The sequence below is a fragment of the Pseudarthrobacter sp. B4EP4b genome, from assembly GCF_006680095.1.
GTDB lineage: Bacteria > Actinomycetota > Actinomycetes > Actinomycetales > Micrococcaceae > Arthrobacter.
Genome location: NZ_VHIJ01000054.1, coordinates 52,135 through 66,635 on the forward strand (window position 1 = coordinate 52,135; position 14,501 = coordinate 66,635).

Annotated in this window: 11 protein-coding genes, 2 tRNA genes and 1 pseudogene; 4 read left to right on the forward strand and 10 right to left on the reverse strand. The window is 64.9% G+C overall.

Annotated elements, in window-relative coordinates:
- Nucleotides 1–325: 325 nt before the first annotated feature.
- Complete coding sequence (locus tag FNL14_RS18805) at nucleotides 326–1,387, forward strand: endonuclease/exonuclease/phosphatase family protein (protein WP_181762707.1); 1,062 nt, start codon at nucleotides 326–328, stop codon at nucleotides 1,385–1,387.
- A 17-nt stretch (nucleotides 1,388–1,404) separates the two neighbouring features.
- Here FNL14_RS18805 and FNL14_RS18810 read toward each other — a convergent pair whose 3' ends face one another.
- Entirely contained in the window at nucleotides 1,405–2,163 is a 759-nt protein-coding gene (locus FNL14_RS18810) for an SDR family oxidoreductase (RefSeq protein ID WP_142063119.1), read from the reverse strand.
- 117 nt (nucleotides 2,164–2,280) lie between these two features.
- Between FNL14_RS18810 and valS the strand changes: the two genes are divergently transcribed.
- On the forward strand, nucleotides 2,281–4,902 hold the full coding sequence (valS, locus tag FNL14_RS18815; protein WP_142063121.1) for a valine--tRNA ligase: 2,622 nt from the start codon (nucleotides 2,281–2,283) through the stop codon (nucleotides 4,900–4,902).
- Nucleotides 4,903–5,311: 409 nt separating this feature from the next.
- On the opposite strand, the gene FNL14_RS18820 is transcribed toward valS, so the two are convergent.
- The 6 genes from FNL14_RS18820 to FNL14_RS18845 all read right to left on the reverse strand — a co-directional run bounded on the left by FNL14_RS18820 (nucleotide 5,312) and on the right by FNL14_RS18845 (nucleotide 10,631).
- Nucleotides 5,312–5,926: a DsbA family protein gene (locus tag FNL14_RS18820; RefSeq protein WP_142063124.1), complete on the reverse strand. Its 615-nt coding sequence runs from the start codon at nucleotides 5,924–5,926 to the stop codon at nucleotides 5,312–5,314.
- 73 nt (nucleotides 5,927–5,999) lie between these two features.
- The gene (gene clpX / locus FNL14_RS18825; RefSeq protein WP_091422837.1) at nucleotides 6,000–7,280 is read right to left on the reverse strand and encodes an ATP-dependent Clp protease ATP-binding subunit ClpX; all 1,281 of its coding nucleotides are present in this window, start codon (nucleotides 7,278–7,280) and stop codon (nucleotides 6,000–6,002) included.
- A 175-nt stretch (nucleotides 7,281–7,455) separates the two neighbouring features.
- A complete protein-coding gene (locus tag FNL14_RS18830; protein WP_013601337.1) occupies nucleotides 7,456–8,115 on the reverse strand; it encodes an ATP-dependent Clp protease proteolytic subunit in 660 nt (219 codons plus the stop codon).
- Nucleotides 8,116–8,150: 35 nt separating this feature from the next.
- A complete protein-coding gene (locus FNL14_RS18835) occupies nucleotides 8,151–8,780 on the reverse strand; it encodes an ATP-dependent Clp protease proteolytic subunit (RefSeq protein ID WP_050054828.1) in 630 nt (209 codons plus the stop codon).
- A 282-nt stretch (nucleotides 8,781–9,062) separates the two neighbouring features.
- A complete protein-coding gene (tig, locus tag FNL14_RS18840; RefSeq protein WP_142063127.1) occupies nucleotides 9,063–10,475 on the reverse strand; it encodes a trigger factor in 1,413 nt (470 codons plus the stop codon).
- An 81-nt stretch (nucleotides 10,476–10,556) separates the two neighbouring features.
- Nucleotides 10,557–10,631, reverse strand: a tRNA-Pro gene (locus FNL14_RS18845).
- Between the two features lie 156 nt (nucleotides 10,632–10,787).
- On the opposite strand from FNL14_RS18845, the gene FNL14_RS18850 reads away from it, so the two are divergent.
- Nucleotides 10,788–10,861: transfer RNA gene (locus FNL14_RS18850), tRNA-Gly, on the forward strand.
- A 432-nt stretch (nucleotides 10,862–11,293) separates the two neighbouring features.
- Here the strand turns inward: FNL14_RS18850 and FNL14_RS18855 are convergent.
- The 3 genes from FNL14_RS18855 to FNL14_RS18865 form a co-directional block, all read right to left on the reverse strand.
- A complete protein-coding gene (locus FNL14_RS18855; RefSeq protein WP_142063130.1) occupies nucleotides 11,294–12,265 on the reverse strand; it encodes an Fpg/Nei family DNA glycosylase in 972 nt (323 codons plus the stop codon).
- Complete coding sequence (locus tag FNL14_RS18860; protein WP_091422826.1) at nucleotides 12,265–12,759, reverse strand: ribose-5-phosphate isomerase; 495 nt, start codon at nucleotides 12,757–12,759, stop codon at nucleotides 12,265–12,267. Before FNL14_RS18860 ends, FNL14_RS18855 begins: the two co-directional genes overlap by 1 nt.
- Before the next feature lie 78 nt (nucleotides 12,760–12,837).
- A complete protein-coding gene (locus tag FNL14_RS18865) occupies nucleotides 12,838–13,851 on the reverse strand; it encodes a hypothetical protein (protein ID WP_091422819.1) in 1,014 nt (337 codons plus the stop codon).
- Nucleotides 13,852–14,007: 156 nt separating this feature from the next.
- Here FNL14_RS18865 and FNL14_RS18870 point away from each other — a divergent pair.
- A pseudogene (locus tag FNL14_RS18870) lies at nucleotides 14,008–14,501 on the forward strand (aminopeptidase N); the annotation flags it as partial.

The window sequence follows — 14,501 nt, forward strand, 5'->3', positions numbered from 1 at the left end:
TCGACATCCTGGGTTGAGCTTGGCGAACTGCCGGCTTGCGCCTTTCGTTCCGTTCAGGATGCGAGGACGGCTGCCGTGTTGTCCTGCCGGACTCCACGCCCACCGCGGTACCACCTCACTTACCGGCGCGCTTCCGGCTCCCTGGGGAACCATCCTGCTCCGGCCGCTCATTGACTGCTGTGACGGGCTTACCCGTCCGGTTCTACTGACGCCGTCCGCGTGTGTGGCGGTTGGTGCGTTCTTCCGGAAGCTCGCCGGTGATAGCCGGGTCGTAGCCGCTTCCGAGTCTACTATTTCCATGGCCGGGCCACCAATAATGGAGCGTATGCAGAAGAACGGCACCGGATGGCGTGACGGACCGCGTCCGCGCAAGGTGTCCTGGTGGTCGGTGTCCGCCGCCGTCCTGGCAGCGCCCGGTGCCGTCCTGCTGGCACTGCGCCTGGTTCCGTGGGACATCGGGACCCCCTGGATCCAGCTTTTGGCCGTCTTTCCCGCTGCTCTCATCACGACGACGGCCGGGCTGGCCGCCGCCGTCGTCGCACTGCCCGCCAAGCCCCGCCCCGGCCGGACATTGGTGGCCGCACTGGCAGCCGTGGTGCTCGCGGCACAGTTCGGCCTGGTGTTGGACCGTGTCCTGCCTTCAGCCGGGGTAGACCACCTGGAGTCCGCGGCTCCCGCGGGCGGGCAAGCTGCCGGAAACCCGCCTTCCGGCAAGCGGACACTCACGGTGATGGCGGTCAACGTGGGTTCCACCGGCATAGACACAGCAGCCCTGCTGGCCGAGATAAGAAACCGGAACATCGATGTCCTTGCCCTGCCCGAACTGGCTCCTGCCGGTTTGGAGGCCCTGGATGCTGCGGGTCTGGCTGCCGTTTTGCCCGGCCGGGCCCTCGACGTGGACTCTGCCGGTACCGGGAACGCCCTCTTTTCACGCTTTCCGCTGGAGCAGGCTGAACGGGTACCCGGATCGGTGTTCTACCAAAGCCGGGCGGTGGCCATGATCCCCGGGGTAGCGGCGCCGCTTCACCTGACAGCTGTCCATATCGATTCCCCGCGCCCGGGGCATACGCCCATGTGGCGGGCGGAACTGCGGCAGCTCGGCGTGCTCTGGCAGGGCGCGCGAGGGCACTCCATCCTGCTGGGCGACTTCAACGCCACCGGGGACCACCGGGAATTCCGGGACCTCCTCGCCCGGGGGTTGACCGATGCCTCGCAGTCAACCGGCAAGGGGCTGGTGCCCACCTGGCCGGTGAACTCACCGGCACCCGCGTTCGCGGCCCTGGACCATGTGCTGGTCAGCCCGGGAATAGACGTGGCGGGGGTCGACGTCGTCACCCTGCCCGGAACCGACCACGCCGCGGTGGTGGCCCGCCTCGTCCTGCAGTGAGAGGCTCTGCCCGTGCGTCAGCCCTTGCGGATCAGTTTGTGGTTGGCGGCCTGCGCCACCGGCCGGATCACGATCTGGTCCAGGTTCACGTGGTGGGGGGCGCTGACGGCGTACTTGACAACATCCGCCACGTCGGCAGCGGTGAGCGGCTTCTCCACTCCCTGGTACACCTTTTGGGCGGCCTGTTTGTCACCGAGCCGGTTCAGCGCGAACTCCTCCGTGTACACCAGCCCCGGCGCCACTTCGATGACGCGGACGTTGTTCTCCGCTTCCTCCAGCCGCAGCGCCCCGGTCATGGCCTGCTGGGCAGACTTCGCAGCATTGTAGCCGCCTCCGCCTTCGTACGGAGCCAGCGCGGCAGTGGAGGTCAGGTTCAGCACGGTTCCCTCGCCGTGGGCGCGGAGCATGGGCAGGAACGCCCGGATGAGCTTCATGGTGCCCAGCACGTTGACCCGGTACATCCATTCCCAGTCCTCCGTGCTCGCCTGGCCCACAGTGTCGGCGCCCCGCGCGCCGCCGGCGATGTTGACCAGTGTGTCGATACCCCCCGCTTCGGTGATGCGGGCAAGGAGCCGGGACACGTCGTCGTCCGCGGAAATATCCGCAGGAATGCCGACGGCGCCGGTCTCGGCTTCCAGCTCGGCGAGCCGCTCCGCGCGGCGGGCTACAGCGAAGACTGTCCAGCCTTCCGCCGCCAGGGCGCGGACCGTTGCCTCGCCGATTCCGCTGCTCGCACCGGTCACCAAAGCTGCTTTTTTGTGGAAGTCCGAAGTCATGGCACCACCCTAACCTTCCCTGCCCGGAGACCACCCCGGCGTGTTTCCCCGGATGAACGGGCCCTTCCAGTCTGCTGCCGGGCTTGGAGACACGCGCGGCCATGAAACAATTGGCAGATGGCTGAAGACAAACAGGGTACAGACACGCCCAACACCGCCCCCATCAACGTTCCGGACAAGCCGGCCCTCGAGGGCCTCGAAGCTGCCTTGACGCAGCGCTGGCTTGCGGAGGGGACCTACAAGTTCAACCCGGACACCACCCGGGAGCAGGTCTACTCGATCGACACTCCCCCGCCCACCGCCTCCGGATCGCTGCACGTGGGACACATGTTCTCCTACACGCAGACCGATGTGCTGGCCCGCTACCAGCGGATGACCGGCAAAAACGTCTTCTACCCGATGGGCTGGGATGACAACGGCCTGCCCACCGAACGCCGGGTGCAGAACTACTACGGTGTCCGCTGCGACCCGGCCATCCCGTACAACGCGGACTACCGTCCTCCGGCCCAGCCTGCCAAAAACCAGCGGGACTTCGACGTGGTCTCCCGCCGAAACTTCATCGAGCTGTGCGAAGAACTGGCCGTCGAGGACGAGAAGGTCTTCGAAAACCTCTTCCAGACTCTTGGCCTGTCCGTGGACTGGGAACTGACTTACCGCACCATCGACGACAATTCCCGGGCCGTCTCACAGCGGGCATTCCTGGCCAACCTTGCCGCCGGCGACGCCTACATGGCCGAGGCGCCCACCCTCTGGGACGTCACCTTCCGCACCGCCGTGGCCCAGGCCGAGCTTGAGGACCGCGAGGTGCCCGGCGCGTACTACCGCTACCCGTTCTTCACCGAGGACGGCGAGCGGATCTACATCGAGACCACCCGCCCCGAACTGCTGGCCGCCTGCGCGGCCCTGGTGGCAAATCCCGACGACGAACGGTACCAGCCGCTGTTCGGCAAGAAGGTCACGTCCCCGGTGTTCGGCGTCGAGGTGGAAGTGAAGGCCCACCCGCTGGCCAAGGCGGACAAAGGCTCCGGCATCGCGATGGTGTGTACCTTCGGCGACCTGACCGACGTCACCTGGTGGCGCGAACTGCAGCTTCCCACACGGGCCATCGTGGGCAGGGACGGCCGGATTGTCAGCGAGGCGCCGGAGTGGATCACCACCGACATTGGCCGGGAAGCCTTTGCCGCCATCGCCGGCAAGACCGTGTTCAGCGCCAAGGAGGAGGTAGTGAAGCTCCTCACCGCCGCCGAGCTGCTGGACGGCGAGCCGAAGAAGATCATGCACCCCGTGAACTTCTACGAAAAGGGCGACAAGCCACTCGAGGTTGTCACCTCCCGCCAGTGGTACCTCCGCAACGGCGGACGGGACGAGGACCGCCGCGAACGGCTCATCGCGCGCGGGCAGGAAATCGACTTCCACCCCGCCTTCATGCGCTCCCGCTATGAGAACTGGATTTCGGGCCTGAACGGCGACTGGCTGGTATCGCGCCAGCGCTTCTTTGGTGTGCCCATCCCGGTCTGGTACCCGCTGGATGCCGACGGCAACCCGGACTACGACTCCCCCATCGTTCCGTCCGACGAGCAGCTGCCGGTTGACCCGGCAGCGGATGCCGCCCCGGGCTTTGACGAGGCGCAGCGCGATGTTCCCAACGGGTTCACCGGCGACGCCGACATCCTGGACACGTGGGCCACGTCCTCCCTGACGCCGAACATTGTGGGCGGCTGGAAGCGTGACGAGGAACTGTTCGCCAAGGTATTCCCGTTTGACGTCCGCCCGCAGGGCCACGACATCATCCGCACCTGGCTCTTCTCCTCGGTGGTCCGCGCCGATGCCCTGGAGAACAGTGCGCCCTGGAAGCACGCCGCCATCTCGGGCTGGATCCTGGACCCGGACCGCAAGAAGATGTCCAAGTCCAAGGGCAACGTGGTGGTCCCCACCGATGTGCTGGAGGAATACGGCTCCGATGCTGTCCGTTACTGGGCCGCCTCCGCGAAGCTCGGCGCGGATACGGCCTACGAGATTGCCCAGATGAAAATCGGCCGGCGCCTGGCCATCAAGCTGCTGAATGCCTCGAAGTTCGTGCTGAACCTCGGCGCCACCGAAGCATCAGTGCTTTCCGGTGACCTCTCGGTGCTGTCCAACCCCCTGGACCGGGCCGTCCTGGCCCAGCTCGCCGAGGTTGTGGCGCAGTCCACCAAAGCGTTTGAAAACTACGACTACGCCCGCGCACTGCAGATCACCGAAAGCTTCTTCTGGCAGTTCACGGACGACTACGTGGAGCTCATTAAGGACCGGGCGTACGGCGCTGCCGGCGAAGCCGAACAGGCTTCGGTCCTCGCGGCCCTGGCCACCAGCCTGGACACCCTGCTGCGCCTGTTCGCGCCCTTCCTCCCCTTCGCCACCGAAGAGGTCTGGGGATGGTGGCGGAACGGTTCGGTGCACCGCGCCCAGTGGCCTGCCCCGCTGGACGTGCCGGGCGGGGACACCACCATGCTGGCCACCGTGGGCGTTGCGCTCAGCGGCGTCCGCAAGGCCAAGTCCGAGGCCAAGGTCAAGCAGCGCACAGAGGTCCTGTCCGCCACCATCACGGCTTCGGAGGCCCTGAACACGCAACTGAAGGCAGGGCTTGCGGACCTGAAGGCTGCGTCCAACGCCCGCGAGATCACCCTGGTGGTGGGCGACGGCGAACTCACCGTGAGTGATGTGGCCCTGGCTGCCACCGAGGAGCCCGCACAGGCCTGACAGGGTGCGCCCCGTGTTGGGGCGCACCCTGCTGCAGGGCAACCTGTTTCAGGGCAACTTGTTTCAGGGAAACTTGTTTCAGGGCAAAGGGGAAGCCCCATCAGCGTTTTGCCGTTGGTGGGGCTTCGACTTTTCGGCCATCTGGTGACGTCTTTGATGGTCTGGCAAGATCCTAGGAAATTTCAGGTCTTCCTACCTCGTCACTGGTAGCTTGTATCCGGCTTTGCCGATGGCTGCGTCAAATACATATCACTGAATCTTCGGTTCCTGCGTCTCTCTTCTTTCGAAGAGGGTAAGAACCATCATTGTCCTGCCCGTCCGGATGCGCAAGAGCCCCGGCAGAACTACAAACGAGTAGTTCTGCCGGGGCTCTTGCTGCGTCCCTACCGGCCAGCCGGCGGGATCTGGTTCAGCTGAATTCGGGGCGTTCCGTGCGGCTGCGCTTCAGCTCGAAGAAGTGCGGGTAGGCAGCCAGGGCCGTGGTGGCGTCCCACAGCTTGCCTGCCTCTTCACCGCGCGGAATCCGGGTGAGGACGGGGCCGAAGAATGCGGTTCCGTTGAAGGCCACCACGGGTGTGCCAACATCCTGGCCTACCAGCGAGATGCCTTCCTCGTGGCTGGCCCGCAGCTTTTCGTCGAAGGCGTCTGTGGTTGCCGCTTCAGCCAGTGAGGCGGGGAGGCCGCATTCGGCGAGGGCCTTGGTGATGACCAGGGCCCTGTCCTTCTCGCCGCGCTCATGGATCAGGGTGCCCATGGCGTCATAAAGGGCCTTGACCGTTTCCTGGCCGTGCTCCTGCTGGGCCGCGATGATCACGCGGACCATGCCCCAGGCGTTGTCCATGGACTCGCGGTAGGCGGGCTCCAGGTCGCGGCCCTCGTTGAGAACAGCAAGACTCATCACGTGCCACACCGTTTCGATGTCGCGGACGTCCTCCACTTCGCCGATCCAGCGCGAGGTGATCCACGCGAACGGGCACAGCGGGTCAAACCAGAAATCGGCTTTGTTCCGTGCAGTGTCAGTCATGGGTGTTGCTCCTTCAGGTGCAGGCGGCTGCGCAAGGGGCAGCCGCATCTGACGGTGTATAGCGGAAGGTTTTTCAGGCGGTCTTACGCCGCTTCGTGACGTGCGGGATCATGGTGGGTTCCGCGCCCCGGAGGACCACGTCCTCGGTGATCACCACGCTGGCCACATCCTCGCGGCTGGGGAGATCGAACATCACGGGAAGGAGCACTTCCTCCATGATGGCCCGCAGCCCGCGCGCGCCGGTGCCGCGCTCCAGGGCCTGCTCGGCAATCGCATCCAGGGCGGTGTCATCAAACACGAGTTCGACGCCATCGATCTGGAACATCTTCTGGTACTGCTTCACCAGGGCGTTCTTGGGCGTGGAAAGGATCTGGATGAGGGCGTCCCGGTCCAGGTTGGACACCGTGGTGATCACGGGGAGGCGGCCGATGAATTCCGGGATCAGACCGAATTTCAGCAGGTCCTCCGGCATCACTTCGCCATAGGAATCAATCTTTTTGCTGGCCTCGTTCAGGGGTGCACCGAAGCCAATCCCCTTCCGGCCGGAGCGGGAACCAATGATCTCCTCGAGTCCGGCGAACGCACCGGCCACGATGAAAAGGACATTGGTGGTGTCGATCTGGATGAATTCCTGGTGCGGGTGCTTCCGGCCGCCCTGCGGAGGAACGGAGGCAACAGTGCCTTCCAGGATTTTCAGGAGCGCCTGCTGGACGCCTTCGCCTGAGACATCGCGGGTGATGGAGGGGTTTTCGCTCTTGCGGGAAATCTTGTCGATCTCGTCGATGTAGATGATGCCCTGCTCGGCTTTTTTGACGTCATAGTCCGCGGCCTGGATGAGCTTAAGGAGGATGTTCTCCACATCCTCACCCACGTAGCCGGCCTCGGTCAGAGCGGTTGCGTCGGCCACCGCGAACGGAACGTTCAAGCGGCGCGCCAGCGTCTGGGCCAGGTAGGTCTTTCCGCAGCCCGTGGGACCGATCAGGAGGATGTTGGACTTGGCGATCTCGACGTCGTCGTGGTGGCCGCCGTCGGCGAGGCTGCCCGACTTGGGGGCGTGGCCTGCCTGGATCCTCTTGTAATGGTTGTAGACCGCGACGGCGAGGGAGCGCTTGGCAGGCTCCTGTCCGATGACGTATTCCTGCAGGAAGTCGAAGATTTCCCGCGGCTTGGGCAGTTCGAAGCTGCCAAGATCGGCGACTTCGGCAAGTTCCTCTTCGATGATTTCGTTGCAAAGCTCAATGCACTCATCACAGATGTAGACACCGGGCCCGGCAATGAGCTTGCGCACCTGCTTCTGGCTCTTTCCGCAGAAAGAGCACTTCAGCAGATCCGTGCTCTCGCCAATCCGAGCCATATGTGAACCCCTTAGTATCTTGCTGCCAGGCAGCCTTGCACCGTTGCTGGAATCTCCACCAGCCTGCGTGGGCCGGTTGTGACAACATCCACTCTAGGTCACATTCGCTTCCGAGGGTGGAAGGAAAAGGCCGGTGGAGCCAAATGATTGGCGCCACCGGCGCTTTACTTTACCGCTACCTGGTAATTGCCTGCGGTTTGATCTTGCGGGAATCCAGGACCTGGTCGATCAGGCCGTACACCTGGGCTTCTTCCGCGGTCAGGATCTTGTCGCGCTCGATATCGTTGTTGACCTGCTCGGACGTCCGTCCCGAGTGGTGCGCCAGGGTGTCCTCAAGCCAGGACCGCATGCGCATAACCTCGGCCGCCTGGATCTCCAGGTCGGAGGCCTGGCCGCCCTGGCCTCCGGAGAGCGCGGGCTGGTGGATCAGGACGCGTGCGTTCGGCAGCGCCAGGCGCTTGCCGGGCGTTCCGGCCGCCAGAAGGACAGCGGCAGCGCTGGCTGCCTGCCCGAGGCAGACAGTCTGGATCTCAGGGCGGATGTACTGCATGGTGTCGTAAATCGCCGTCATGGCGGTGAAGGAACCACCCGGCGAGTTGATGTACAGGGTGATGTCGCGGTCCGGGTCCGTGGATTCGAGCACCAGCAACTGCGCCATGATGTCGTCCGCGGAAGCGTCGTCCACCTGGACGCCGAGGAAGATGATGCGGTCCTCGAAGAGCTTGGTGTACGGGTCCTGGCGCTTGAAGCCGTAGGGCGTGCGCTCCTCGAACTGGGGCAGGACGTAGCGGCTGGACGGAAGATTACCGGCAGACCACCCGAAGTTGTAGTTCATTTTTATTGCTCCTGATCTGAGTGTTCTTGTGCCGGTTAGTTCGCGGAGGGGGTCTCGCCCGTGGCGCCGTTGCTGTTCGATGTACCGCCGCCGCCGGCAACCGAGCCTGCGTGGGCGGCGATCTTGTCGAAGAACCCGTATTCCAGGGCTTCGGTGGCCGTGAACCACTTGTCGCGGTCGTTGTCCTTGAGGATGGTGTCCACGGTCTGGCCGGTCTGCTCAGCGGTCAGTTCCGCCATCACCTTCTTCATGTGCAGGATCAGCTCAGCCTGGATCTTGATGTCCGAGGCGGTGCCGCCAATGCCGCCGGAGGGCTGGTGCATCAGGACGCGGGCGTTCGGGGTGGCGTAGCGTTTGCCCTTGGTGCCCGAGGAGAGCAGGAACTGGCCCATCGAGGCGGCGAGGCCGGTGGCGACGGTGACGACGTCGTTCGGGATGAACTGCATGGTGTCGTAGATGGCCATGCCTGCGGTGACCGAGCCGCCCGGGGAGTTGATGTAAAGGTAGATGTCCTTTTCCGGGTTCTCGGCGGACAGGAGCAGCAACTGCGAGCAGATGGCGTTGGCGTTCTCGTCACGCACCTCTGAGCCCAGCCAGATGATCCGCTCCTTGAGGAGGCGGTTGTAGATGTAGTTGTCCTGGGCTGCAGGATCGACAGTCGCCATCCGGGGGGCCTCTGCGTGCTGTGACATGTGTACTTACCTCTCACTGGTGACGGTGACATCACTGAAAATCTCTACTTGGACACTAACCGGTTTCACTGACGTTTTGTTCGCGCGCCGTGGGCTGTTCGCTGACGGCGCACGATCGGCCGGCCCCCGGAGAGACCTCCAGAGGGGGATGCAGTTGGGCCTGCGGCCGGACATGCGGTTGGGCATGCCGATGCAAAGCAAACGGCCCCCGGATCCTGGGATCCGGGGGCCGTTCAATTCTGGATTACCGCGTGGTTAGGCCTTGGCCTCTGCCTTGTCTTCCTCGCCGGCAGCCTCGGGTGCTTCTTCAGCTGCTGCTTCTTCGGCCTCGACGGCGGGAGCTTCTTCTGCCTCCACGGCGGGAGCTTCCTCTTCGCCCCCGGGACGGACGAAGTCGCTGAGGTCAACGGTGTTGCCCTCCGTGTCGGTCACCGTGGCCTGGCCCAGGACAACAGCCAGGGCCTTGCGGCGACGTACCTCGGACACCATCATGGGAACCTGTCCGCTCTGATCGATGATCTGGGCGAACTGGTTGGGGTCCATGCCGTACTGGCTGGCCGTGCTGACGATGTAGTCGATCAGCTCGTTCTGGCTGACGTTGACTTCTTCCTTTTCGGCGATGGCGTCAAGGATGATCTCGTTCTGGAAAGCGCGGGCCGTGTTGGCGCGCACCTCTTCACGGTGCTCCTCGGTGTCGTGCTCGCCTTCGCCGTGGCCGTTGCCCTCTTTGAAGTGGGCTTCGAGCTGCTCTTCGACGACGGAGTCCGGAACCGGAACCTCCACCAGTTCAACGAGCTTGTCCAGGACCTTGTCGCGGGCCTCGACGCCCTGCTCAACAACCTTGGAATCGGCGGCCTGCTTGGCGAGGTCCTCGCGGAGCTCGGCAAGGGTGTCGAATTCGGAGGCGAGCTGGGCGAAGTCGTCGTCCGCCTCGGGAAGTTCGCGCTCCTTGACGGCCTTCACGACCACCTTGACCTGCGCTGCTTCACCGGCGTGGTCGCCACCCACCAGGGTGGTGTTGAAGATGGCGTCTTCGTCGGCGCTCAGGCCGGTGACGGCTTCGTCGAGGCCTTCGAGCATGGTGCCTGCGCCAACCTGGTAGGACAGGCCGGCTGCGGAGTCAACCTCTTCGCCGTCGATGCTGGCGGTGATGTCGATGGTGAGGAAGTCACCATCGACGGCGGGACGGTCAACGGGCTTCAGCGTGCCGAAGCGGCCGCGCAGTTCGTCCAGGGCCTTGTCCACGTCCTCGTCGGAGGACTGGGCTGCGGCGACCTCGACCTGGATGCCGGCGTAGTCCGGGAGTTCGATCTCGGGGCGGACGTCAACCTCGGCGGCGAACTTCAGGCCGCCGTCGGTGGCGGAGGGGTCCGGAACCTCGGTGATCTCAACCTCGGGACGGCTCAGGGGGCGGATGCCGGACTCCTGGACGGCAGCCTGGTACCAGCCGTTGAGGCCTTCGTTGATGGCCGTCTCCAGGACGTAGCCGCGGCCGACGCGCTGGTCGATGAGCTTTGCGGGGACCTTGCCCTTACGGAAGCCAGGGACCTGGATCTGCGAAGCAACGGTCTTGTAGGCCGAGTCGATGCTGGGCTTCAATTCCTCAAAGGGGACCTCAACATTGAGCTTGACCCGCGTGGGGGTGAGGTTCTCGACAGCGCTCTTCACGGTCTAAGTACTCCTGGGATTGTGGGATGGGTTTCTGCAAACGCAATGTTTTGTCCAGGCCGAGAGGTCCGGGCCGCAGAGTCGGGGTGACAGGATTTGAACCTGCGACTTCCTGCTCCCAAAGCAGGCGCTCTAGCCAAGCTGAGCTACACCCCGTAAGTGCACAGGCAAGTCTACGGTGATACGCGCCGTCTTTGCACATTTGACACGTAGCCCATGGATTAGGTTTAGTTATATCCGGCTTGAACAGCCAGCCCGAAGTTCCCATCAGTGGAGGCCTGCAGTACTAGGCTTACAGATGGATCTTCCTTCGGGGACGTAGCTTAATGGTAAAGCCTCAGTCTTCCAAACTGATTACGCGGGTTCGATTCCCGTCGTCCCCTCCAAAGCAGAAGGCCCCTCTCCGGAGGGGCCTTTCGCATTAATCCACAGCACGCGCCATCACCTCCTGCACTAAAACCGGGAACGCGCCATCACCTTCGGCTGGAAACCCGGGAACGCGCCATCACCTCCGGCTGGAAACCCGGGAACGCGCCATCACCTCCGGCTGGAAACCCGGGAACGCGCCATCACCTCCGGCTGGAAACCCGGGAACGCGCCACCAGTTGGCGCCTCCCGGATAAATCGAGCACACTGCCGGCGGCAGCATCGCCTTCGAACCCTGCCATGAGCTGAGGGAGCGATGCGACGCAAGGCGCAAGGCGTGATGGGGCGCTTCGGGGAAAGCTGCAGGACGTGATGGCGTGTCCCAGGAAAACCGGCAAATGCTGATGGCGCGTTCCAGTCTTCCCCGGAACCGGTGGCGTTGTGGGTCAGCCCTACTGCTGGCACTTCGGGCACCAGTAGAGTTTGCGGCCCACCAGTTCGGCCATCAGTACCGTTGTCCGGCAGACACGGCAGGGCAGCCCGTGGCGTTTGTAGACAAAATGGGCGTCTTCGCGGGCAGGGTAGGAATCGGTCCTGACGACGGCGGCACTCACCGAAGCCGGGGTGGCGACCGGGGTGCGCGCGGCGGCTTTCCCGTTGCCGCCTGTTCCGTTGTCCGTCCAGTACCGCGGCGTGGTGGTGATGATCCGGCCGTCGGCTACTCCGTCGTTCATCAAGGAGACGACGTCGCGCCACAGCTTGCGTGCCTCGGCGTCCGGCACGTCCGTGCCAGGCAGCCAGGGGTCCAGCCGCCGCCGGAACAAAACTTCGGCGCGGTACACATTTCCCACCCCGGCGATGATTTTCTGGTCCATGAGCAGGGCGGCCAGCGGTGCTGTACGGCTCTGCAGGTTGGTGGTAAACCGGCCGGCGTCTCCCCGCCGGTTCCGCAGCGGGTCCGGGCCCAGCCGGGCAAGCACGGCTTCTGCCTCCGCGGCGGTGATGGTTTCGCAGGTGGTTGCCCCGCGCAGGTCCGCCCACCCGTTGGTGCCCACGAGCCGGACCCGCACCGCTCCCACGGGCTCCGGGGGGCCCGCGTAAGGGCGCCCGCCATCGCCGTCGTCGAAGCTCTCCTGCTCCCCCACCCGGCGTGGCGCGCCAATGCTGGAGGACCCCGCGAAGGTGCTGTCTCCGCCGAAGCTCCATGCTCCGTAGAGGCCCAGGTGGACGTGCAGCACCAAAGAGTGGTCAAAGTGCAGGAACAGGTGCTTCCCGTGGGCATCCGCGGCAACCAGGACACGCCCGTCCAGGAGCGCCGCTCCCCCGCTAAACCTGCCCTGCGGGCTGGAGACGGCCAGCCGCTGGCCGCCGAAGACGTCCGAGAACTGCCGCGCCAGGCGCCGGAGTGTATGGCCTTCCGGCACTACTCGATGACCTCGCCGGTGGTTTCGTAGGCGGCGATCTTGCCGATGCGGCGCACGTGCCGCTCGTCATTGCTGAACGGCTCGGCCAGGAATGCCTCGATCAGCTCAGTGGCTTCCTCTACCGTGTGCTGGCGGCCGCCCACGGCCACTACATTGGCGTCGTTGTGCTCACGGGCCAGGGTGGCGGTGGAATGGTTCCAGGCCAGGGCCGCCCGTACACCTTTTACTTTGTTGGCGGCAATCTGTTCACCGTTGCCGGATCCGCCGAGCACGATGCCCAGGGCGTGGACGCCGGCCTGCTGGTCCGCGACCACGGCCAGGGCGGCGTTAATGCAAAACGACGGGTAGTCATCCTGGGCGTCGTAGACCTTGGGGCCGTGGTCCACCACGTCATATCCCTTGGCAGTCAGGTGGGTGACGAGGTGGGCGCTGAGTTCCATGCCTGCATGGTCGGTGGCGATGTGGACCCGCGGGAAGGCAGGGGAAGAAGTCACGAGCAGAATCCGTTCGGTGGGCGCTGGCGGCCGGCACGGACGGTGCAGGCCGGGGTCAGGACAACACGGACAAGGATACTAGGACTCAGCCTGCCCTGCCGCGGGGTTCCCGCCGCCCCGTGCCCTCGCCGCCACCCGGGTCAAAACCTCCGCGAGCCGCGCTGCCGAGTCGTGGCTCCCGCCGCTGACCGCCAGCCGCTGCCCGTCGGTCTTCTTAACCACGACGGCGGGGCCGCTGCTGACGAGCATCGCGGCGGTTCCGCTGTGGTGCCGGTAGCCCCACCCGCCAAAGTCCGCGGCGCGGATGTCGGCCGCGCTGGCTGCGGAAATCGCCCCGGCGGGCACGTCCATCACCGGCACCACGCCGGCCAGCAGCACCCGAAGGCCTCGCCGGTCCGCTTTGATGCGGGCAAACAGGAACGCAGCACCAATAACTGCCAGGACCACAAGCAGGGCTCCGAGCCAGGGCACGGCGATGGCAATCAGCATGGCAGGAAACACCGAGGCAATGCCGATCATCACAAAGACCGAGCTGCGGGCATGGACCCAGAGCCTGATGCTGTCCCGTGACAGGTCCGGATCCAGTTCCCTGGCAATGGCCAGCTGCAGGGCGCGATCGTCATCGGGCGACCATTGCTGGTCCGCCTTATAGACCATGGCGATCGTCACGCCCAAAGACACGGCCGCCCCGCTTCCCAGCGCGAGCACCGTCATGTCCACCCGGGATTCCCGGGCGTCCGCCAGTCCGGCCTGGCCAATCAGCCCTGCCGCAAGGGCGCTGGTGACGAAAAGCGTCAGGAACAATCCTGCTCCCATCATGATCCGCCGCATCAGCACCGGCCTGCGGACCGGCAGCGCCTGCGACAGGACCAGCCAGCCCGCAACCACGATCATCAGCGCGCCTACCGTCACATAGGCGGCAAAGGGCGCGAAGGAGGCGCCGCCGTCGGCCGTCCACCGGACGGCGAGCGGCTCCGGAAGGTCCGCCCGAATCAGGAAGGCGGTCACCACGAAGGCCACCGCAACCATCACCGGGAACCCTGCGACGAAACGCAAGGCTCTGGTGTCCACCGACTCCATGAACTTGCCCATGATTTAACGCTACTCCCGCTGCCGGCAACTGGCCTCCCACCTGACTCCTACCCACTGTGAGCCGCGCTACTTGCAGCCGCGAAGGAATGCAAGAATGAACAAACGCCCCGCTGGGCACCGCCAGCGGGCAGTCGCCATCCTTCGAAAGGCCCCACTTTGCCTGGTTTGAACCTGACGCGCGCTGAAGCCAGCGGGCGTGCCGAACTGATCTCTGTCGAGTCCTACGACGTCAGCCTGGACCTGACCCGGGGCGGGAAGGTCTTCGGCAGCACCACCACGGTGAAATTCAGCGCCAGGCCCGGGTCCGCCACCTTCATTGACGCGGTTACCTCGGCCGTGCACAGCGTCACCCTGAACGGCCGCAGCCTTGACCCGGCCGCGGTGTCCGACGGCGTGCGGATCCAGTTGCCGGAGCTCGCGGAACACAACGAGCTCACCGTTGTAGCGGACGCACCGTACATGAACACCGGCGAGGGCCTGCACCGTTTTGTGGACCCGGTGGACAACGAGGTCTACCTGTACACGCAGTTCGAAGTTCCCGATTCACGGCGGATGTTCGCCGTGTTCGAGCAGCCTGACCTGAAGGCCACCTTCACTTTTACCGTCACTGCCCCCTCGCACTGGGACGTCATTTCCAACTCCCCCACCCC